Raw genomic sequence first — 21,961 nt, forward strand, 5'->3', positions numbered from 1 at the left:
GTCGTTCCGATTGTAGCCACGGCACCGCGTCGCATCGGCGCGCGGCATGCCGGGATATGCGGCCGCCCCGCCCCGGTTCGCGTGAGGGAACCAGGGCGGGGCGGCGAGGTGATGCGCTCAGTGCTCCGAGTCGGGGAGGGGGATCGCGGCGGTGAGCGGGCGCCCCTCGCGCTGCAGCTTGCGCTTGCGCAGCTGCCACAGGATGGCGAGCAGAATGAACCAGAACGGCGTCGCGAGGAACGGCGGTCGCGTGTCTTCACCGTAGAGCAGCGTGCCGGCGATGAACACGAAGAACGCGAGCACGAGCCAGGGCGCGATCCGCGCCATGGGCAGCTTGAACTGCGAGGCGGCGTGGCGCTCCGGGTGGCGCTTCAGGTACACGATGTAGCTGACGACGATCGAGCCCCAGGTGAAGAGGATCATCGTGGCGCACATCGACGACACGAAGGTGAACGCGGCCACCACGCCGTCGCCGGCGAACAGCAGCGGGATCGCAGCGAACAGGAACACGCTCGTGAAGAACACAGAGCGGCGGGGGACGCCGCGGGCGTCGGTCAGCGAGAACGATTTCGGGGCGTGCCCGTCCTTCGAGAGGCCGAACAGCATGCGGGTGCCGGAGTACAGGCCGCCGTTCGCGCTCGAGGCGGCGGAGGTGAGCACCACGAGCTGGATCGCGGCGGCGGCGAGGCCGAAGCCCGCGAGCGCCAGCGTGGTCACGAACGGGCTCTTGTCGGCCTCGATCTGGTTCCACGGGGTGACGCTCATGATGATCGCCAGGGCGCCCACGTAGAAGATGAGGATGCGCAGCACGATCGAGTTGATCGCCTTCGGCAGGGTTTTGCGGGGGTTCTCGGTCTCCGCCGCGGCGGTGCCGACCATCTCGACGCCGATGAAGGAGAAGATGCCCATCTGGAAGCCGAGCACAAAGCCCGAGGCGCCCATCGGGAACATGCCGCCGTGCTCCCACAGGTTCGCGAAGGACGCGGTGGTGCCCTCGGGGCTCGTGAAGCCGGTCAGCACGAGGATGACGCCGACCGCGATCAGGCTGAGGATCGCCACGATCTTCAGGATCGCGAACCAGAACTCGGTCTCCCCGAAGTACTTCACGGGCTGGAGATTCAGGACGAGGAGCACGCCCGCGGTGATGAGCGCGGGCAACCAGCTGGGGATCTCCGGGTTGAACCACTGGACGTATGCGGTGATCGCGATGATGTCCGCGACGCAGGCGATCACCCAGGAGAACCAGTAGTTCCAGGAGACGAAGAAGCCGGCCCAGGGGCCGAGCATATCCTTCGCGATGTCCCCGAAGGTGTGGTAGTTCAGGTTCGACAACAGCAGTTCGCCGAGGGCGCGCATGATGAAGAAGACGAAGAACCCGATCACCATGTACACGAAGATGATCGACGGGCCGGACACGCTGATGAGCTTGCCGGACCCGAGGAACAGCCCCGTACCGATTGCACCCCCAATCGCGATGAGTTGCAGGTGGCGGTTTTTCAGACCGCGCTGCATCTCGCCCGTGGGCGAGCTGGTGACTGTCGAGGACATGACACTCCCTTGTGTGGAGACGGCTGCGCCGGGGTGTGGCGCGGGGTACAGGGTGACCTGGAGATTGTAGTGGGCGTTACGCGACGACTCTGAACGTCGCCAGTGCGGGATCGGCGGCGCCGCGGACGTAGCCCGAGGGGGCCGCACCCGTGGCGCGCAGGAAATCGACGACCTCGGCGCTCAGGATCTCACCGGGCAGCACGTTGGGGACGCCCGGCGGGTAGGCGGCGAGGGAGTCCGCGGAGATGCGCCCCACGGCCTGATCGAACGGGACCACCTCGACGGGGCTGTAGAACGCCTCGCCCAGGCCCATCGCCCGCTCGCACGGGGCGGGGAGCACGATCGGGCGCTCGGGTTCGATGGCGGCCTCGGGGAGGGACTGCAGCGCGTTCCAGAAGCGGTCGACGTCGACGGGGGAGACCGCGCCGACGAGCAGCAGCAGGGCCGACGGCGTGGACAGCTCGGCGTACACGCGGTGATCGCGCAGCAGCTGGTAGTGCGCGTCGCTGCCGGTGATGCCCGCCCCGCGCGTGTCGATCGCGATCTTGAACGGATCGTTGGTGATCGCGTCGGGGCTCGCGAGGATGTCCGGCGTGGCGTCGCGGAAACGGCGGTCGGCGCGCACCCGTGCGCGAATATCTTCGGCGGTGGCGAGGGCGCGCTCCACGAGCTCGGGGCGCGTCACAATGTTCTTGCGCGCCTCGTCGAGCGAGGCGAGCAGCAGCGCACTGCAGCTCGTCGACTGGTGGGAGCGCACCACGCGATCCACGAGCGGTTCGAGGGACGCGGCGTAGGGGCCGTGGCCGAGCTGGATCATGGCGGACTGGGTCAGCGATCCGACGGCCTTGTGGGTGCTCGACACGATGAGGTCGGCGCCGAGGCGTGCCGCGTTGACGGGCAGCTTCGGGTGCAGCCCGAAGTGGGAACCCCACGACTCATCGACGATCAGCGGGACGTCGTGGGCGTGGGCGACCTGCGCGATCGCCGCGATGTCGGCGACCGCCCCGAAGTAGCTGGGGGAGACGATGTACACGGCGGAGCTTTCGGGGTTCGCCGCGAGCACGGTCTCGACCTGCTCGGCGGTGACGCCGTGTGCGGAACCGAGCCCGGTGTCCACGTGGCCCGTGACGAAGTGGGGCGTGAGGCCCACGTGCGTGATGCCGTCGATCACGCTCGAGTGCACGCTGCGCTGCACGACGAGCTCGGTGCCGAGCGCGCGCACCACCGTGGTGGCGACGTGGTTGCCGCCCGAGGCGCCGTTCGTGATGAACCAGGTGCGGCTCGCGCCCCACGCCTCGGCCGCGAGCTCCTGCGCGCGCATCAGCGGGGTCACGCGACCGGGGGTGACGAGTCGCCAGGTCTCCTGGTCGACCCCGCTGAACAGCATCGGGAAGTCGATGGACAGGGCCGCTTCACCCACGAGGTTTGCGACGCCCGGCGCGTGCTCCGGATTGGCCTGGTGGCCGGGAACGTGCAGCCGCTGCCAGTCGTGTCCGGCGAGCGAGCGGAGCGCGTCCGCGTAGGGCGTCTCGAACTGGTGCGCGGGGATCTCCGCCGTCACGGGGGTCGTGAGTGTGGCGTCCGCGATGGGGTCGGAGGTCACGGCGGCGTCGGCGGTCGCGGCCGGAACGGTCGCGGGGGAAACGGTCTGCATGGCTCCAGGGTAAGAAGAAACCCGTCCCCATGCGTACTATCATGTTTTCGCGCGTGGTCATATAGTATCTATGACATGATGTCGCTGCAGCAGTTCCGCGTTCTGCTCGCGATCCGCGAGCACGGCAGCCTCACCCAGGCCGCAGATGCGCTCCAGGTCGGGGTGCCCACCGTGACACATCACCTGGGGGCCCTCGAAGCCCACCTCCGAGTGCGGCTCGTCGATCGCGACCGGCGGGGGGCGCACCTCACGCCGCTCGGCGCGGCGTTCGCGGCGGACATTGCGCCCGTGCTCACTCGCATCGAGCGGGCGGAGCGCGCGGTCGCGGATCAGCGCGACGCGGGCGTGGTGACGCTGCGCGTGGGGACCTTCTCCTCGATCGGCTCGCGGCTGATGCCCGCCGCGATCGCGCGGTTGCAGCAGCGCACCTCGGTGCGGGTCGAAGTGGTCGAGGCGGAACCCACGGAGGTATTGCGCCTGCTCCGCGGCGGGGAGGTGCACGCCGGGCTCATCTATGACGTGTCCGACGAGCTCGCGCTCGAGGTGCCGGACGTGGCGCGCACGACGCTCCTCTCGGAACCCTACCGGGTCATGGTGTCGCGCAGCGGCCCGCTCGGCGCGGGGGACGCACTCGATTTCGCCGAGCTCGCGGAGGTCGCGTGGGTGTGCAGCCGCAACCCCGATGAGGCCTCGGACCGGGTGCTCCGGCGGGTGTACCACTCGCTCGGCTTACCCGTGCGCGAGGTGATGCGCACGGACGACCTCACGATGATCCACGGTCTCGTGGCCGAGGGGCTCGGCTGCGCCCTGACCACGGCCGCCGCCGTCGACGCGGACTTCGACGTGGTGCTGCGGCCGGCCGTGCAGGATCTGGGGGAGCGGCGAGTTTCCTTCGCCACGCGGCGCGGCCCGGTACCCCCGGCCGTGCAGTGGCTCGGCGAGATTCTGCGCGACCTCGCCGTGGAGCGGGTCGCGGGGGAGTCCCCGGGTGGGAACTCGCCCGCGACCCGCCCCCGCGACTCCCTATCGCGGGGCGATGCAGGCGGCCACGAGGACCTCGGCGGCCGGGTCCAGCCGTGACAGGTCGTAGTGCATCGCGGGGTCGTGGAGGCCGGGCGTCACGTCGGCCCCGACCCCGAGCATGGCCGCCTGCAGCGTGGGCCGGTGCAGGGTGTAGCAGTGGAAGTCGTCGGACCCGGAGGTGACGGCGCGCGGGGCGAGGGCCGTCGCGCCCGCGACCCGGACGATCGCCGCCGCGAGCGCCGCCTCCGCGGCATCGCCGACGATGGCGGCGGGCACGTGGTCCTCCTCCGCGAGGGTGATCTCGACGCCGTGCCGGAGCGCGAGCGCCCGCCCGATCTGGGTGACCCCCTCGCGCAGCCGCGTCATCGCCGCGTTGTCCTGTGCCCGGAGGTCGATCCCGAAACTCGCGGAGCCGGGAATCACGTTGAGGTTGCCGGATCCGGCACGGAGTTCCGTGAACTTCGCGGAGGCCGGCACCTGCGGGTCGAGGCGCAGCGCGGCGACCATCCCCGCGAACTCGGCGGCGACCTCGATGGCGTTGACCCCCTGGTGCGGCCGCGCGCCGTGGTGATCCGATCCGGCGATCTGGCCGCGCACGAAGCAGCAGGCACCGTGCGAGATCGCGGGCGCAAAGCGGGGCGCGGGCAGCTCTGATCCGGGGCGCAGGTGCACGCCGAAGAGCGTCTGGAGTCCGTCCGCGACGCCGAGGGCCGCGACCGAGGCCGCGCCGTTGCCCTGCTCCTCGGCGGGTTGGAAGATCGCGCGCACGCCGTGGGGCAGGGCGTCGCCGAGTGCGGCCAGCCGCAGCACCGTCTCGGTGACGATCGCGAGGTTCGCGTCGTGCCCGCAGGAGTGGGCGAGCACCGTGCCCGCGGGCGTGTCATGGGCGAGCGCGTCGAGGTCCCCGCGGAGCCCGACAACCGGGGTCCCGGGCCCCACGTCGACCGTGAAGCCCGGGAAATCCGCAAACGGCTGCGGATCCAGACCCGCCGCCCGGAGCAGGTCCGCGAGATACGCGGCCGTGCCGTGTTCGCGCCAGCTCGGCTCCGGGTGGGCGGCGAGGTGCGCGCGGATCTCGAGGATCCGCGACGCCGGGGCGACGGAGTCGATCACGCCGGCACGCCCCAGATCGCGCCGGCGACGAGCGCGAGCGCCGCGACGACGAGCCACACCGCGATGAGTTTCCAGATGAACTTCACCCAGAGTTCGTAGGGGATCCGTGCGACCGCGAGGTAGCCCATGAGCGCGCCCGAGGTGGGGATGATCGAGTTCGTGATCGCGTCGCCGTACTGGAACGCGAGCACCGCCACCTGGCGATCGATCCCGAGCAGATCGGAGAGCGGCACCATGAGCGGCATCGTGGTGGCGGCCATCCCGCTGCCCGAGGGGATGAAGAAGTTGAGGATCGCCTGGAATACGAACATGCCGAGCACGGTCATCGTCGGCGGCCAGTGCGAGATGCCCTCGGCGATGAAGTTCACGATCGTGTCGAGCGTCTGCCCGTCCTGCATCACGACGAGAATGGCGCGGGCGAAGCCGACCACGAGCGCGCCGAACACGACGGCCCGCATGCCCTCAACGAGGTTCGTGAACGAGCCGTTGACGCCGAGCCCGCCGATGATGCCCGAGAGCATCGCGACGATGAAGAAGTTCGCGGCCAGCTGGTCGAGGAACCAGCCCCAGTTGAAGACGCCGTACATGTTCACGGCGATCCCGAGCGCGAGCAGGATCAGCACGATGCTGCGGCGGGCGGTGAGCGGCGGGATCTCCTCGCTCACGGCGTACTCGGTCGAGCCGACGCCGCCGACGCGACCGTAGAGGATCGACGTCTCGGGGTTCTTCTTGATCCGCGCCGCGTAGCGCATCACGTAGAAGATCGCGAAGGCGAGGATCGGGATGTAGACGGCGGTGCGGAACCAGATTCCCGAGAACAGCGGGACCTCGGCGATGCCCTGTGCGACGCCCACGGTGAAGGGGTTCATCATGCCGCCGACAAAGCCGGACGCCGCGCCGATGGCGACCATCGCGGTGCCGACGATCGCGTCGTAGCCGAGCGAGAGCGCGATGCCAATCCCGATGGGAACGAAGATGATGCATTCTTCCGCCATGCCGGTGGTGAAGCCGAGCACCGAGAACACGATCATGACGAGCGGGATGATGAACCGCTCGCTCGAGCCGATCTTCTGCACGAGCCGGTTGATCCCCGCGTCGATGGCCCCCGTGGCGCGGATCACGCCGAACGCGCCGCCCACGAGGAAGATGTAGAACACAATCTGCGCGGCGGCCTGCATGCCGCGGGGGATCGCGGTGAAGATGTCGAACGGCTGCATCACGGTCTTCGCGATGGTGTCGAAGGTGCCGGGCACCACCATCAGGCGGCCGTCCACGTCGACGCGTTCGAACTCACCCGAGGGGATGACGTAGGAGAGCACCCCGACGAGGATCACGATCGTCAGGATGATCGCGTAGGTGTGGGGGATTGAGAGCCGATCGCGCAGGCGGCGCTTCGGGGATTCGGTGACGGTGGTCATGCGACGGTCAGCTCCTTCGCTGAGACGGTGAGGCGGTCGATTGCGGCGGGATCGAGGGTGACGCCGAGGCCCGGGCGGTCCGTGATGTCGACGTACGGGAGGGGGAAATGCAGGTCGCCCGGCTCGTCCGAGAACGCGACGGGGCCGGAGAGCTCGGTGGACACGATGTTCGGGTGCGCGAGGGCGAGGTGGTAGCCGGCCGCGGACGAGACGCTCGTTTCGAGCATCGACCCCACCTGCACGGCGAGGCCACCGAGCGCCGCCTGGGTGGCGAGGCGCTGGCACGGCAGGATCCCGCCGGACTTCATGAGCTTGAGGTTCACCATGTCCACGGACTCGTCGCGGATGAGGCGGGCGAGGTCGCCGCGCGTGATGACGGATTCGTCGGCCATGATGACGGCGCTCGTGTGCGGGCGGAGCCGGCGGAAGCCGTCGAGATCGTCGGCCGCGATCGGCTGTTCGATCCAGTCGATGTCGTACGGCTCGATGGCGGCGATCATGCGGCGGGCGGTGGCGACGTCGCGCCAGCCCTGGTTCGCATCCACCCGGATCCGCACCTCGCTGCCGACCGCGGTGCGGACGGCGGCGACGCGTGCGACGTCCTGGACGGTGTCGGTGCCCAGCTTCATCTTCAGGTGCGTGAAGCCGTCGGCGATCGCGGCGCTTGCCTGAGCGGCCACCTCTGCGGGGGGCAGGATGCTCAGCACCTTCGCGATCATGGGCTGCTCGGGCTTCCGCCCGCCCAGGAGCGCGTGGACGGGGAGGCCCGCGTGTTTCCCGAGCAGATCCCAGCAGGCGATATCGACGGCGGCCTTCGCGGCACCGTTGGCCACGAGCGCGGTGTCCATCCGGTCGTGGACCTGGTTCAGGTTGCGCGGGTCGGTGTCGCGGAGCGCGGGGAGGAGGTGCTGGCTGAGCGCGGCGACCACGGACTCGACCGTTTCGCCGGTGACGTGTTCGTCGGGGACGGCCTCGCCGATGCCCACGAGCCCGGTGTCGGTGCGGAGCGTGAGCATCACGCTCGGCATGACGTCGTAGCGCGCGTAGGACACGATGAAGGGCACCTTCAGGGGCACCTCGATCACCCGGATGTCGGCGCTGACAATTCTCATTTGGGGAAATCCACCTCGTCGTTGATTGTGTCGTTTGAGTGTCGGTAATACGAGAGAGTAGGGGGCGCACGTGCTCGCTGTCAAAGCGAGCGGCACCCCGGGCTTCCTGTCGCACCCCAGAGACCGGCTGGAGCCGGGGGTGTGTCGGCGCTGAGCGCGGGAATGCTGGGGTCGGGCGCGCCGATCACGCCCCGGTGCCGGGGAGCGCGGCACCCTCGGCGAGGGTGTTCCGATGCTGCCGAGCCGCGCGCTCGAGCTCGTCGGAGAGCGCGTAAATGGTGCGCGGCCGCCCCGCGTCGAGCGGTTGCTCCTGCCCGACGGCGGCAAGCGCGCCCGCATCGAGGAGCTTGCGCACGGTGCGCTCAGCGGTACGCGGCGACGTCTGGCTCGCGACCGCCCACTCGCCCGCGGTGAACGGGGAGAAGTCCCGCGTCGCGAGGAACCCGAGGAGCCGCGTGACCGAGCGCGCCTGCATGCCGGCCCGGGCGGCGAGCTCGACGAGCCAGGGGGCCGTGTGCCGGGAGTCCGTGGCGGGCTCCGCAGCGTTGCGCAGGCTGTGCACCCGCGCGTCCTCGTCCACGAGATAGGCGGCGGTCCCGGCGTCGGCGATCGCGCGCCGCAGCGCCTGCAGCGCCCGGTCTTCCGCCTCATAGAGGTGGCGTCCTACGCCGGCCCCGAGGGCGAGCTCGCCGGGCACCGCGGGGTCGCCGAGTTCCGCCAGGATCGCGGGAAGCTCCGCGTCGAGGGCGCCGCGCGTGGTGGTGAACATGTCGAGCCCGCCGCGCTGCCAGCTGGCCAGTCGGTGCTGCACGGGGGTGGCGAAGCGCCCCAGGCGGGCGGCGAGCTGGGCGCGGAGCGCCGTGACCGGGGCGTCCGCCGGGGGCATCGAGGTGAGGGTGATGACCGCGAGCAGGCCGCCCTCGAGGCGCCGCACCGAGACGCGCTGCTGCGCGGTGCGGATGAGATCGAGATCGCGCTGCAGGGAATCGACCATGAACATCGCCGGGTACCCGGCAGCGCTCAGCCGGTCGTAGACGGCGTGCACGCTCGTGATCGCGAGCTTGGCACCCGCGCTGGCCGCCCGGGTCTCGTGGAAGGCCACGAGGGCGTCGACGTCGACGGGGCGGGAGTACCGCGACTCGTAGACCCAGCGGTAATCGGTCACCTGCGCCGGATCGAGCGCGATGCCGGTGTCCGCCGCGACGGTGGCCGGGACGTCGGGGTTCGGCATGTCGAGCGAAAGCTCGGCGATCGTGAGCGCGCTGCCCGCGGTGGCGGCGAGCAGCGACGCGACGAGGGTGTAGTCGGAAAAGCGACCCACCAGGACGGGGGTCTCCCCGTCGAGTGCGCGATCGCGGTGGTAGTGCGAGATCGTGCCCGAGAAGCAGACGGCGTCGTTCTCCGCGAGCGCCGCCGCGTACTGGGCCGCGGTGTCGTGCGGGTCCGCGTAGGCATAGCAGCGCAGCGCGACGCCCGGCAGGAGCGCCTCCGTCCCGGCCAGCCGGGCCACAGAGTGCGCCGAGCCGATGAATCCCACGCGAACGGTCACGCCCTTAGCTTGGCACAGCAGGGGACTCCGGGCCGAGCCCCAGCCCGGCGAGTGCCCCGCGCACGGCCGCCTGCGCCTGCGTCGCGGAAAGCTGTCCGGTGAGCCAGCGGCCGGAGAGCCCCTCGACGAGGGCGGTGAGCGTGAGCGCCGTGGCGGTGGCGTCGAGGCTCGGGACCGCCGCGGCGACGAGCGCCGCGACGTCGGCCTCCCACGCGCCCGTCGAGCGGGCCACGGCGGCGGCCCGGCTGGCGTCGAAGACCGCGGCGGCGCGGACCTCGTTCCACACGGTGGATCCGGCGCGGATCTCACGCTCGTCACCGAACTCGGAGCACAGCAGCGCCGCGAGCCGGGCGGCCGGGGTCCGGGTCTCGGGTACGAGCTCCGCGCGCCGTGTGGCGCTGGCCGTGACCTCGTCGAGGGCGGCCTGGAGGAGCCCGTCGCGATCGCCGAAGTGGTAGGCGAGCAGCCCGATCGAGACGCCGGCCTCGCGTGCGACCTCGCTCATGCGGAAACGGGCGAGACCGCCCCGGGCGATCACCGCGGCGCAGGCCGCGAGGATCCGTGCGCGGGTGTCCTCGGCCATGTCGGCTCCTCTCGGGTGGGCGCCGGGGCGCGGCGAGCTTGACACCGCGCGGCAAAAAACTGAAACTATTTTCAGGATACCCGAGTCGGGGCTGACATGAGGAGCGGAATGAACGACACCACTGCGCAATTCGAGCTGATGGAAGCGAGCATCGACGACGTGCTCGCCGCCCTCAATGCCGGCGAGATCACCAGCGTCTGGCTCACGGAGCGCTACCTCGCCCGCGCCGCCGCCTACGACCAGGGCCCCGAGGGGCTGCACGCGATCATCGTGCCAAACCCCGGCGCGCTCGCCGCAGCCGCCGAGTCCGACCGCCGGTGGGCCGCGGGCGAGGCACGCGCGCTCGAGGGCGTGCCCTTCACGGTGAAAGACTCGTACATGGTCACGGGGCTCACGGTCGCCTCCGGCTCGCCCGCGTTCCAGACCCTGGTCGCGCAGTGGGACGCGTTCTCGGTCGAGCAACTGCTCGAGGCGGGGGCGGTGCTCCTCGGCAAGACGAACATGCCCCCGATGGCCGACGGCGGCATGCAACGCGGCGTCTACGGCCGCGCCGAGAGCCCCTACAACCGGGACTACCTCGCCGCCGCCTACGCGTCCGGATCCTCCAACGGCTCCGGCGTCGCCACCGCCGCGAACCTCGCCGTGTTCGGGATGGGGGAGGAGACCGTGTCCTCCGGCCGCAGTCCGGCCTCGAACAACAGCCTGTGCGCCTACACGCCGTCCTGGGGCATCCTCTCGATCCGCGGAAACTGGCCGCTGTTCCCCGCCCGCGACGTCGTCGTGCCGCACACTCGCACCATGCCCGACATGCTCCGCCTGCTGGACGTGCTCGTGCAGGACGACGCGAACACGCGCGGCGATTTCTGGCGCAACCAGGACACCGTCGAGCTGCCGCTGCCATCAGCGCACCGACCGGAGAGCTACCGCGACCTCGCCGACCCCGAGGCGCTGCGTGGCAAGCGTTTCGCGGTGCCCGCGATGTACCTCGGCGAGGACCCGCGCTTCCCGATCGCGGTGCGGCCTTCGGTGCTGGAGCGCTTTGCCGTGGCGCGCGAGCGGCTCGAATCGCTCGGCGCCGAGCTCGTCGTGACGGGCTTCCCGCTGATCGAGCAGTACGAGGGCGACCGCCCCGGCCAGGAGAACGTCGGCGCGCTGGGCGTGCTCCCCGACGGCTGGATGGACACCGAGTTCACCGACTTCCTCGCGTTCGGCTGGGACGACTTCCTGCGGGCCAACGGTGATCCGGCGATCCCGAACCTCGGGGCCGTCGATCCCGATCAGATCTTCCCGCAGCCTGAGGGCACGCTGCCCGACCGCTACGAGGAGGTCGAGGACTACCCGAACCGCTACCGGGCGACGGTCGCCATGGCCCAGGTCGAGGGCGGCGTGCCGGATCCCCGCCAGCGCGCCGACTTCGCCGACGGCCTGCGGGCGCTCGTGCGACTGCGCGAGGATCTCTTCGAGCGCTGGCTGCGCGAGGAAGGGTTCGACGGCGTCGTGTTCCCGGCAAACGCCGACGTGGGGCGTGAGGACGCGGAGCGGGATCCCGCCGCGGCCGATCACGCCTGGTCGAACGGCGTGTTCTTCTCCAACGGCAACTACGCGCTGCGGCACCTCGGCATTCCCACGGTCACCGTCCCGATGGGCACCATGAGCGACATCGGGATGCCGATCGGGCTGACCTTTGCGGGTGCCGCCTACGCCGATCCCGCGCTGCTGGGCTATGCGGCCGCGTTCGAAATCCCCGGTTCGCTGCGCGAGGTCCCGGCCGCGACGCCCGCCCTCCCGGAGGATCGGGTCTCCCGCTAATTCGGGGTCCGGGCGCCGGGGTTCGGGCCTCCGTAGTCCGGGGCATCCGGTGCTCCGAGCCTCGGGTCCCCAGGGTCCGGGCCCCGCCACACGTCGAAGGGTGAGGGGGACCGGCTTCAGCTCGCGCGAAGCCGGTCCCCCTCACCCTTCGGTGCTCGTGTGGAGCGGCAGTTAGTCGTCGTCGACGGGCACGGTCTCCGGCTCGAAGCGGTCCACGCTGAGTGCGAGGCGTCGCAGCAGCACCGAGAGCCGTTCCCGCTCGGATCGGGGGATCCCGCCGAGCAAGCGCTCCTCGGAATCGCTCAGCCGGGTCATCGCCGCGTCGACGAGCGTGAGCCCGAGCGGCGTCATCTCCACGAGCACCCCGCGGCCGTCATTCGGGTCCGTGAGCCGCTGCACGAGCCCCCGATCCACCATCCGGTCGATCCGGTTGGTCATGGTGCCACTCGAGACCATGGTCTGCTGGACCAGCACCTTGGGGCTCTGCCGGAAAGGCTCGCCGCCGCGACGCAGCACGGCGAGCACGTCGAACTCCCAGGAGGCGAGGCCGGAACGGTCAAAGGCGTGCGCGCGGGCGCGGTCGAGGTGCTTGGTGATCCGCCACAGCCGCGAAAAGATGGCGAGCGGCGTTAGGTCCAGATCGGGGCGCGCGGCGCTCCAGTCCGCGATGATCCGATCGACCTCGTCTTCGTGCTTCATCCATCCATTATCGCGTCCGCGCCGCCAAATATTGTGAGCGTACGCGAGAGGTCCCGGAGTCTGACAGAATGTATCCGTGCTGAACTGGCACGGTCCGCCTTAGTGTAATGGCAGCACGACAGCCTTTGGAGCTGTGAAGTCTAGGTTCGAATCCTGGAGGCGGAACAACGCGGCGGGCGGGGAAACCCGTGGCTGTTGCCGCAGAATGGGCCTCGCGTCCGGAGAAAGGGAATGCACATGGCAGAACGCTCACTCGCGGTCGTGATCCTCGCCGCGGGCCAGGGAACACGCATGAAGTCTTCGCTCCCGAAGGTGCTGCATCCCATCGGCGGACGCTCGCTCATCGCTCACGTGCTCGACACGGCGGCCGGCTTGCAGCCCCAGCGTGTGCTCGCCGTGGTGCGCCACGACCGTGACCGTGTTGCCGAGCATATCCTCGATCACGCGCCCGACACCACGATCGTGGACCAGGACGCGACGCCCGGAACGGGTCGCGCCGTGGAGCAAGCGCTGGAAGCCCTCCCCGAGGACTTCGACGGCACCGTGGTCGTGCTGTCCGGCGACGTGCCGCTCGTGGACACCGCCACGCTTGAGCGTCTCGTCGGCGGCCACCTCGAGGGTGCCCGCGCCATGACGATGCTGTCCGCGGTGTTCGAGAACCCCACGGGGCTCGGCCGGATCCTGCGCTCGCCCGAGGGCGCCGTCACCGGCATCGTCGAGGAGAAGGACGCCGACGAAGCCCAGCGCCGCATCACCGAGATCAACGGCGGCATCTACGTGTTCGCCCGCCGCGCGCTGCAGGACGCCCTCGCGCAGATCGACACCAACAACGCACAGGGCGAGAAGTACCTGACCGACGCCGCCGCGCGGATCCTCGCCGAGGGTGGCCGGGTTGAGGCGATCGCGACCAACGACCCGTGGCTGATCGCGGGCGTCAACGACCGCGCCCAGCTCGTGCAGGCCGGCCGGGAGCTCAACGCGCGGATCGTGCGCGAGCACCTCCGGGCGGGTGTCACGATCCAGGATCCGGCGACCACGTGGATCGACGCGGACGTCTCCATCGCCGCCGACGTGGAGATCCTCCCCGGCACGTTCCTGCACGGTGCGACCACGATCGCGGCGAACGCGATCATCGGACCGGACACCACCCTGACCGACTGCGAGGTCGGCGAGGGGGCGCACATCCGACGCAGCGAGGCGAGCCTCGCGGTCATCGCGGCAGCGGCAACCGTGGGACCCTTCGCCTACATCCGGCCCGGCACCGAGCTCGGTGCCGGCGGCAAGATCGGGGCCTTCGTCGAGGCGAAGAACGCGAAGATCGGCGACGGCAGCAAGGTGCCGCACCTCAGCTACGTGGGCGACGCGACGATCGGGACCGACAGCAATATCGGTGCGGGAACCATCTTTGCCAATTACGATGGCGTGCAGAAGCATCAGGCAACGGTGGGAGATGGGGTGCGCGTGGGGTCAAAGAACGTCCTGATCGCGCCCGTTACCATTGCAGACGGGACCTACACGGCAGCGGGTACGGTCGTCCGGAAGAACGTTCCCTCGGGGGCGCTGGCGCTGAACGTAGCGCCGCAGCGCAACATCGAGGGATGGGTGGCCGAGCATCGGCCGGGGACGAGCACCGCGGACGCGGCTGAACGCTCCGGTCGCGCGAACGCCGAATAAGCGCGGAACCGCGGGAGAACAACGAGTGAGGACGAATCAGCACTGATGAGCACGATCGAGATGGCGGGGCAGAAGAAGCTCGTCTTGATTTCGGGCCGGGCATACCCCGAGCTCGCCGAGCAGGTGGCCGCCGAACTCGGCGCCGAGCTCGTTCCGACCGACGCACGCACCTTCGCCAACGGTGAGCTGTACGCGCGGTTCGACGAGAGCGTGCGCGGATCCGACGCCTTCGTCATCCAGTCGCACACGAACCCGATCAACGAGTGGCTCATGGAGCAGCTCATCATCGTCGATGCGCTGAAGCGCGCCTCGGCGAAGCGGATCACCGTCGTGGCGCCGTTCTACCCCTACTCGCGTCAGGACAAGAAGGGACGCGGCCGCGAGCCGATCTCGGCACGCCTGGTCGCGGACCTCTTCAAGACCGCCGGCGCGGACCGCATCATGTCGGTCGACCTGCACGCCCCGCAGATCCAGGGCTTCTTCGACGGCCCGCTCGATCACCTCTTCGCGATGCCCGTGCTGCTCGATCACTTCGAGAAGCACCTGAACCGTGACGACCTCACCGTCGTCTCGCCCGACATGGGCCGTGTGCGCGTCGCCGACGTGTGTAGCGACCGCCTCGGTGCCCCGCTCGCGATCATCCACAAGCGCCGCGACCCGTCGGTGGCCAACCAGGCCTCGGTGCACGGCATCGTGGGCGATGTGAAGGACCGGTGGTGCGTCATGGTCGACGACATGATCGACACGGGCGGCACGATCTCGAAGGCCGCGATGGCGCTCAAGGAGGCGGGTGCGCGCGGCGTGACCATCGCCGCCACCCACGCGATCTTCTCCGGCCAGGCGACCACGCACCTCTCCGCGGACTTCATCGACCAGGTCGTCGTCACCGACACGCTGCCGGTGCCCGAGGAGAAGCGCTTCGACAAGCTCACCGTGCTCTCGATCGCACCGCTGCTCGCGAAGGCGATCCACGAGGTCTTCGAGGACGGCTCCGTGACCTCGATGTTCGAGGGCGCCGCCTAAGCGCCTCGGCCGCGGCCCCGCGCCGCGCACGCCACCTCCCGGACGGGACCCGACGCCCTGCGTTGGCCCGGCCGGGAGGTGTCGTCGTTTTCGGGCCCCGCGGTCCGGCGCGCCGGCCCGGCCGCCCGGCCCTGCCGCTGCCGCCTGCCGCTGCCGCCCGGCGCCTGCCGCTGCCGCCCGGCTGCATCTCAACCGACGCAATTTATCCAGCGGGAGCCATTTTCTGCCGCATTTGGGTCGGTCCAGATAATTTGACTCGGTTTCGGTGGGGGATCGGGGGTGGGGTGGCACCGGGGCTGGGGTGGTGCTGGGGCTGGGGCGTACGCCGGATCCCGGATCCCGGGGCGCGCAGAAATGTCGACGGCCCCGCCTCCCGCGCGGTGCGGGGAGGCGGGGCCGTACGTGAGTACCCGCTACGGGCGTTCGAGCTCCACGACATCGACAAGCTCCGTGCCGTACGCGCCGGGCTCGGTACCGTGCCCGATCTGCGCGTAGGTCGCGGGCTTTCGCGCCTTGATCGCCAACGCCCAGATCACGCCGATAATACCGGCCGCGAAGATGAGCCCCGGAAGCACGAAGGTGGACGCGCTGGGCTCGTCCTGGTCGAGCATCAGCTGGAAGTTCATCAGGATCATGACGAACACCCAGAGCAGCGCGATGCCAGACACGAGCGGAGCGACCACGGTGGTCCACACGCTGAGGCCCCGACGGTTCCGCCGGAAGAAGCCGATCACGGCGGCGGCGATCACTGCCATGAGGAGCACGAGCCCCATCGCGCCGGTGTTCGTGAGCCAGGTGAACATGGTCAGCACCGGGTAGAGGAATGCGGCGTCCCCGAGCGCCGCGGCACCGCCGAAGGCATCCGCCGCGAGCGCGAAACCGATCACCACCACGAGCGCGATGATGGTCTGCGCGACCGAGCCAGCCCACGGGGCACCGGCGCGGCTGGTGCGTCCAAACCACGCGGGGAGCACCCCCTCGCGTCCGAGGGAGAAGAAGTAGCGCGCGACCGCGTTGTGGAACGACTGCTGCGCGGCGAAGAGGCTCGTCAGGAACAGCAGCGTCATGATGTCGGAGAACAGTACCCCTACATGGTCGGTCATGAACACGAACATGAGATCGGGGCCGAACTCCTGCGACGACGCGACGATCTCGGAGGGCCCGATGCCCACGGAGAACGCCCACGCGCTGAACGCGTAGAAGACGCCAATGATGGCGACCGCGGCGTAGGTTGCGCGCGGCACGGTCCGCTTCGGGTCCTTGGCTTCCTCGCCGTAGATCGCGGCACCCTCGAAGCCCATGAAGGCGGCGACGCCGAACACGAGGATGATGCCGAGCGACGGGCCGAACAGGGCGCTCGGGTTGAGGGTCGCGGTCGAGACGCCCTCGGGAGCCGCGGCGATCGCGACGATGTCGAAGATGATGACCACGAGGAACTCGAGCCCGACCAGGATGCCGAGCACCTTCGCGGAGAGATCCACTCGGTTGACGCCGAGCACGCCCACGACGACGATGCAGAGCAGGATCCAGAGCCACCACGGCGAGGCGAAGCCGAACTTCGCCTCGAGGAACATGGAGAGCTGGAAGCCGAAGAGACCGTAGATGCCGATCTGCATGGCGTTGTAGGACACGAGGGCGATCAGCGAGGCCCCGACGCCGAGGGGTCGGCTCAGGCCCTGCGACACGTAGGCGTAGAACGCGCCCGCGTTCGTAATGTGGCGGCCCATCGCGGTGAAGCCGACCGCGAAGACGGTGAGGATCACGGCGATGAGGAGGAAGCCGAGGGGCACACCCAGCGACTTGGTGACCGCGAAGGACGTGGTGACGCCGCCCGCCACGACGGTGAGCGGCGCGGACGCGGCGATGATCATCAGGGTGATGGCCGGCACGCCGAGCGTGCGACGACTGAGGCCCGGAGCCTGTCCGGCCTCGGGCGTTGAAGCGGTGGTGGTCATGTGGATTCCCTCCCGGTCTTGCGGCGTTGCCGACCTTGCCAGCGACCCTTGCTGGCAGCACATGCGACTTGAGTCTAGGTACGGGAACGGGGGAGGTGAAGCGAGAAGCTGTGCCGTGCGCGCACGGGACATGACCGCGCGCGCACGGCTATCCAAATGGACAGTGCGTGCAGCTGAGTGCCTCGGTGGTGAGGGCTGAGTGGAATCGCGCTAATTGCCGCCGAATGCCGCGCGCACCTCTCCGTGTGGGAGCGCAAAACTCGTGTGTCCGGCACGGCCGACCGTGTCACGCGCCGCGACCAGCGCGTTCACCACGGCCTCCTCGGTGGCCTCGACAACAGCGGCGAAGAACGGGTCGATGCTGCCCCATGCGACATGCTCCACGGACTCGGTGATCACCGCATCGGACCCCATGCGCGAGCCGAGCCCACCCACGTTGGCGGTCGAGAATGCCAGGAAGATGTCGCCCGAGAAATGGCTGCCGGTGGTCCCCGTGCGCGCCAGCCCGAGTGGCACACGGCGAGCGAGGGCGCGGCACTGGTCGGGGAGCAGGGGGGCGTCCGTCGCGACGATCACGATCACGCTGCCCGCGCCCGGGGTGGCGCGTGCGACCGGCAAGCTGCCGGGTTCTGCGGTGCCGGATCCGGCACCCTGCAGATCCAGCTGGAACCAGTTCTCGGTCTCCATCGGATTGGGGACCTGCGATTCCCGCCCGAGTGGGCGGCCCTGCACGCGAAGCTCGGTGCGGGAACCGAAGTTTGCCTGGAGGAGGACGCCGACGGTCCAGTGCTGCGACCCGGAGCGGACCACGCGCGAGGCGGTGCCCGTGCCGCCCTTGAAGCCGTAGCAATTCATGCCCGTGCCGCCCCCGACATTGCCCTCCGCCAGCGGCCCCCCGCGCGCGTCGTCCAGGGCGCGCGCCGCGTGCTCGGGGTGGACCGTGTTCGCGTTGATGGAGTTCAGGTAGCCGTCCCAGGTCTCGCCCACCACGGGGAGCATCCAGGCGGCGGCGCTCTCCGGGTGATGCTCGGCCATCCACGCGTCCACGCCGCGATGCACGGCGCCGACGGCGTGCGAGTTGGTGAGCGCAATCGGGGCCTGGAGCTGCCCGGACTCCTCGATCCAGCTGCGGCCGGTGAGTTCGCCATTGCCGTTCAAGACCGCGACGCCCGCGGCGCAGGGGCTGCCCGCTCGTTCGCGGCCGCGCGGCAGGATCGCCGTGACGCCGGTGCGGACAGTGACGGGGGAGTCCTCGATGAGTGTGACGAACCCCACCTCGAGGCCGGGCACATCGGTGATCGCGTTCCAGGCCCCCGGAGTGCCGTCGAAGGGGACACCGAGCTCGCGAGCCCGTGGTGCGGGGGTGCGGCGTTCATCATTGAACATTGTTCTATCCGTTCACTCGTGCCTAAACTACGGAACACAAAAGTTCCGCGGTGAAATTCGATCGTTGTTCAAACATTACCCGGATCTCGTGGAGAGACAAAGGAGTCCGTATGTCCAGCTCACCCGCACCACCGATTTCCTCCGACGTGGGGTCGGCGGCGAGCTCCACCCAGCTCGCCGCCGGCCGCCTCGGCACCTGGGACATCATCTTCTTCGTGGTGTCCGCGGCCGCGCCGCTCACCGTTGTCGTGAGCGGTGCCGCGACCTCATTCCGGCTCGGCGGGCTCGGCGCCCCGGGCGCGATGGTGTTTAGCGGGATCGTCCTCATCCTCTTCGCGCTGGGGTTCACCGCGATGTCCAAGAGCGTGCGCAACGCCGGGGCCTTTTACGCCTACGTGTCCCGCGGCCTCGGAAAACCATTCGGACTCGGAGCCTCCTCGGTCACCGTGTTCGCCTATATCGCGCTCGTGATCTCCTTCTACGGTTTCATCGGCTTCTTCGCCCAGTTCACCTTCGCCGAACTGCTCGGCATCGACCTGCCCTGGGGTGTGTGGTCACTGATCGCGGTCGCCATCGTCGCGTTCCTGGGCTACCGCAAGATCGACGTCGGCGCGAAGGTTCTCGCGGTCCTGCTCACGCTGGAGGTCGGGATCCTGCTCGTGCTCGCGATCGCGACGATCGCAAACGGCGGCCCCGAGCCCTGGAGCGCCGCGCCGTTCAGCCTGGACAACGTGTTCTTCGCGCCCACCGCGGGGGCACTGTTTGTGGTCGGATTCGGCGCCTACCTCGGCTTCGAGAGCACCGCGATCTACGCCGAGGAAGCGAAACGTCCGGAGCGCACCGTGCCGCGCGCCACGATCATCGCGGTGGTGTTCCTCGCCGTGTTCTACGGCTTTACGTTCTGGATTCTCACCGTCGCCTTCGGCGTCGACGGGATCCTGCAGCTCGCCGCGAGCGACTCCTTCGAGACGATGGTGATCGACGGCACCGAGCAGATCGCGGGAGCCTGGGCGAGCTATGTGATGAAGATCCTCATCGTCACGAGCTTCTTCGCGTGCGTGCTGTCCTTCCACAACGCGAGCACGCGCTACCTGTTCGCCCTCGGCCGGGAGGGCCTGCTGCCGCGGGCGCTCGGCCGCACCACTGCGCGGACGCAATCGCCGGCGGTCGCCAGCCTCACGCTCTCCGTGTTCTCCGCGATCGGAGTGCTGATCGCGATCATCCTCGGCGCGGACCCGTTCCTCGGGCTTGCGCTCTGGACCTACGCGACGGGGGTGCAAGGCCTGGTGTTCGCGCAGGCGCTCGCGGCGATTGCCGTGGTGTGGTACTTCCTGCGGGATCGCCGCGGCCACAGCATCTTCCGGGTGGTCATCGCCCCCATCCTGGGTGCGATCGGGCTGGTGGTCGGCTTCACCCTGATCGTCACGAACTTCGAAGTCGTAACCGGCCTCGAGGGCCCGATCAATCAGGTGCTCCTGTTGCCAACGCCGATCCTCTTCATCGCCGGGATCATCGTGGGGCTCGTCATCAAGGCGCGCCGCCCCGAATACTACGCCGGGCTCACCGAGTCGGTCACGGTGCCCGTCGAGGCGCTGCCTGAGGAGCGAAGCTAGTGCCGTATGCGGGGCCGGTCGTGGGTTCTCGATCCGGCCGACCCCGGTGACGCGCCGGATCCTCTAGGCTGAGCCTCATGAATGCGACCGCGCGACGCCGACTGGAGCGCCGAGACGAGATCGTCCAGGCCTTCTGGCGGGTCGCGCGGACGCGGCCGCGCGGGGGCGTCAACGTCCGGGCCGTCGCAGCCGAGGCAACGATGAGCCCCGCGAACGTGCTGCACTATTTCGGCAGTTTGAACGAGCTGCAGATCACCGCGCTCGCCGGGGCGATGGAAGAATTCGCGGAGCGGCGGCAGGCGATCCTCGACCGTTCCGAAAGCGCGTCGGCCCGGGTCGCCGCCATGATCGAGGCTGGCGTCCCGGACGAGATCAGCGACGAGTTGCGGCACGTCTACGAGAGCGTCGCGATCCTGGCCGATCACCCGGAGTACCGGCCGGCGCACCGCGCGCTCGTGGAACGCCAGATCATGCTCTACCGCACCCTGATCGAGATCGGCGCGGGCACGGGGGAGTTCACGCTCGCCTCGCCGCCCGGCGTGATCTCCCGGAACCTGGTCGCACTCGAAGACGCCTACGACCTGTACCCGTTGATCGGCGACCGGACCCCGCGCGAAGAGTGCCGCGCCGCGGTGCGCAGCTACGCGGAACTCGCCCTGGGGCTCGCCCCGGGCGCTCTCCCCGCGGCGGCGAGTCGGCCGTAGCCGCCCGCCCGGGGCCGAGCTCCCGGCCCCGGACTCCCGGCCCCGGACTCCCGGCCCCGAGCTCCCGGCCCCGAGCTCCCGGCTCCGGCCCCAAGCCACTGCCCAAACCGAGTCAATTTCGCCAACACGAGCTGTTTTCGGCGGAATTATCATCGTCCTAGATAATTTGCCTCAGTTTGGGCGAGCCGGCCGGCCAGTGCGGCCAGGATTGGGTGCGCCCGGGAAGCCGGCGCCCGGTGCCCGGGTGGCCGGTGGCCGGCCCCGGCACACCTGGGCAGCCTCCCCGAGGCATTTTCCCCAGACCGAGCGATTTTCCGCGGTATTTTGCTCGGGAGAGATAAATTGGCTCAGTATGGGTGGGGGCGCTCAGCCGTGGCCCGCGAGCATCGCGAGCAGCATTGCGGCCATACCCCCGGCCTCCGCGGCGGAGAGGGCACGCCGGTCCCGGATGGCGAGCATCCCCAGCCCGAGGAGCGCGGCCACCAACATGACGACCGCTGCGAGGGGGAGTGCCGCGGTGAGTGTCGCCGCACCGTGATGCCCCGGAACTGCGGCCGCACCAGGAGAGGACCCCGCGCCGTCGCCGTGGCCGAGCACGAGCCAGGCGGTTGCGGGATATGCGAGTGCCGCGGCAACCATCACCGAGCGTGGCAGCCATGCGTACCGCCGAATCGGCGCTGACTTCCGCGCGGAGGGCAGGCGCGGATGGCGGATCAGCGCAGACCCCGGCGCTGGTACGGTTCCCGCTGCCCCCGGCCCCGGCCCCGCCGCCGGCCCCGCCGGCCCCGGCCCCTGCACCGCTGCCCCCGGCACCGCCGGCCCCGGCACCGCCACCCCCGGCACCGCCGCCGCATGAACCGGTGTGGAATCCGGCCTCACCGCACCGTCGCGCCGCAGCCCGAGACCCAGCAGCACCGCCGCCGCGATCAGAGCCCCAGCCCAGAGCACCGGCGCAACGATCCGGCTCACGGTGAGGTCGATCATGGCGAGCAACATGACGGTCGAGGCCAGGATCCCGATCCACCGCCTTCCGATGACGGCGCCGCCGAGGCAGAGCGCCCCGGCGGCGACCATCACGACCCCTGGGAGGAGCCCCAC

General features: G+C 69.9%; 17 protein-coding genes and 1 tRNA gene. 7 read left to right on the plus strand and 11 right to left on the minus strand.

What is annotated here, in order from left to right; translation table 11 throughout:
• Nucleotides 1–117: 117 nt before the first annotated feature.
• Entirely contained in the window at nt 118–1,548 is a 1,431-nt protein-coding gene (locus tag D3230_RS11860; RefSeq protein WP_202345258.1) for an amino acid permease, read from the minus strand.
• Nucleotides 1,549–1,624: 76 nt separating this feature from the next.
• Entirely contained in the window at nt 1,625–3,202 is a 1,578-nt protein-coding gene (locus D3230_RS11865; RefSeq protein ID WP_202345259.1) for an aminotransferase class I/II-fold pyridoxal phosphate-dependent enzyme, read from the minus strand.
• Between the two features lie 75 nt (nt 3,203–3,277).
• On the opposite strand from D3230_RS11865, the gene D3230_RS11870 reads away from it, so the two are divergent.
• Nucleotides 3,278–4,282, plus strand: a complete 1,005-nt coding sequence (locus tag D3230_RS11870) for a LysR family transcriptional regulator (RefSeq protein WP_202345260.1) — start codon at nt 3,278–3,280, stop codon at nt 4,280–4,282.
• On the opposite strand, the gene D3230_RS11875 is transcribed toward D3230_RS11870, so the two are convergent.
• From D3230_RS11875 to D3230_RS11895, 5 genes are all read right to left on the minus strand, one after another.
• Nucleotides 4,226–5,338 carry an amidohydrolase gene (locus D3230_RS11875; protein ID WP_202345261.1) on the minus strand — a complete coding sequence of 371 codons (1,113 nt, stop codon included), beginning with the start codon at nt 5,336–5,338 and terminating at the stop codon, nt 4,226–4,228. The genes D3230_RS11870 and D3230_RS11875 overlap by 57 nt on opposite strands.
• Nucleotides 5,335–6,756, minus strand: coding sequence for a YfcC family protein (locus D3230_RS11880; protein ID WP_202345262.1), 1,422 nt, complete (start codon nt 6,754–6,756; stop codon nt 5,335–5,337). Before D3230_RS11880 ends, D3230_RS11875 begins: the two co-directional genes overlap by 4 nt.
• Nucleotides 6,753–7,868 (minus strand): mandelate racemase/muconate lactonizing enzyme family protein, encoded by a 1,116-nt coding sequence (locus tag D3230_RS11885; RefSeq protein WP_202345263.1) that lies wholly within the window; start codon nt 7,866–7,868, stop codon nt 6,753–6,755. The genes D3230_RS11880 and D3230_RS11885 overlap by 4 nt, the downstream gene beginning before the upstream one ends.
• A gap of 184 nt (nt 7,869–8,052) precedes the next feature.
• Entirely contained in the window at nt 8,053–9,417 is a 1,365-nt protein-coding gene (locus tag D3230_RS11890; protein WP_202345264.1) for a hypothetical protein, read from the minus strand.
• 4 nt (nt 9,418–9,421) lie between these two features.
• Entirely contained in the window at nt 9,422–10,000 is a 579-nt protein-coding gene (locus D3230_RS11895; protein WP_202345265.1) for a TetR/AcrR family transcriptional regulator, read from the minus strand.
• 108 nt (nt 10,001–10,108) lie between these two features.
• Between D3230_RS11895 and D3230_RS11900 the strand changes: the two genes are divergently transcribed.
• Nucleotides 10,109–11,809, plus strand: a complete 1,701-nt coding sequence (locus D3230_RS11900; RefSeq protein WP_202345266.1) for an amidase — start codon at nt 10,109–10,111, stop codon at nt 11,807–11,809.
• 171 nt (nt 11,810–11,980) lie between these two features.
• Here the strand turns inward: D3230_RS11900 and D3230_RS11905 are convergent, their stop codons facing one another.
• Nucleotides 11,981–12,508, minus strand: coding sequence for a MarR family winged helix-turn-helix transcriptional regulator (locus tag D3230_RS11905; RefSeq protein WP_202345267.1), 528 nt, complete (start codon nt 12,506–12,508; stop codon nt 11,981–11,983).
• Nucleotides 12,509–12,601: 93 nt separating this feature from the next.
• Here D3230_RS11905 and D3230_RS11910 point away from each other — a divergent pair.
• From D3230_RS11910 to D3230_RS11920, 3 genes are all read left to right on the plus strand, one after another.
• Nucleotides 12,602–12,673, plus strand: a tRNA-Gln gene (locus D3230_RS11910).
• A 72-nt stretch (nt 12,674–12,745) separates the two neighbouring features.
• A complete protein-coding gene (gene glmU, locus D3230_RS11915; RefSeq protein WP_202345268.1) occupies nt 12,746–14,182 on the plus strand; it encodes a bifunctional UDP-N-acetylglucosamine diphosphorylase/glucosamine-1-phosphate N-acetyltransferase GlmU in 1,437 nt (478 codons plus the stop codon).
• A gap of 45 nt (nt 14,183–14,227) precedes the next feature.
• On the plus strand, nt 14,228–15,205 hold the full coding sequence (locus D3230_RS11920; RefSeq protein ID WP_202345269.1) for a ribose-phosphate diphosphokinase: 978 nt from the start codon (nt 14,228–14,230) through the stop codon (nt 15,203–15,205).
• Nucleotides 15,206–15,618: 413 nt separating this feature from the next.
• Here D3230_RS11920 and D3230_RS11925 read toward each other — a convergent pair whose 3' ends face one another.
• Together D3230_RS11925 and D3230_RS11930 are read right to left on the minus strand one after the other, a co-directional pair.
• Nucleotides 15,619–17,160: an APC family permease gene (locus D3230_RS11925; protein WP_237467477.1), complete on the minus strand. Its 1,542-nt coding sequence runs from the start codon at nt 17,158–17,160 to the stop codon at nt 15,619–15,621.
• 210 nt (nt 17,161–17,370) lie between these two features.
• Nucleotides 17,371–18,546, minus strand: coding sequence for a DmpA family aminopeptidase (locus tag D3230_RS11930; protein ID WP_202345270.1), 1,176 nt, complete (start codon nt 18,544–18,546; stop codon nt 17,371–17,373).
• Between the two features lie 110 nt (nt 18,547–18,656).
• Here D3230_RS11930 and D3230_RS11935 point away from each other — a divergent pair, with 110 nt between their 5' ends.
• Nucleotides 18,657–20,159, plus strand: coding sequence for an APC family permease (locus D3230_RS11935; protein ID WP_202345271.1), 1,503 nt, complete (start codon nt 18,657–18,659; stop codon nt 20,157–20,159).
• A 77-nt stretch (nt 20,160–20,236) separates the two neighbouring features.
• On the plus strand, nt 20,237–20,863 hold the full coding sequence (locus tag D3230_RS11940) for a hypothetical protein (RefSeq protein WP_202345272.1): 627 nt from the start codon (nt 20,237–20,239) through the stop codon (nt 20,861–20,863).
• A gap of 366 nt (nt 20,864–21,229) precedes the next feature.
• On the opposite strand, the gene D3230_RS11945 is transcribed toward D3230_RS11940, so the two are convergent.
• A complete protein-coding gene (locus D3230_RS11945) occupies nt 21,230–21,961 on the minus strand; it encodes a hypothetical protein (protein WP_202345273.1) in 732 nt (243 codons plus the stop codon).

This window comes from Leucobacter chromiireducens subsp. solipictus (genome assembly GCF_016758195.1).
In the GTDB taxonomy this organism is placed as follows: Bacteria; Actinomycetota; Actinomycetes; order Actinomycetales; family Microbacteriaceae; genus Leucobacter; species Leucobacter solipictus.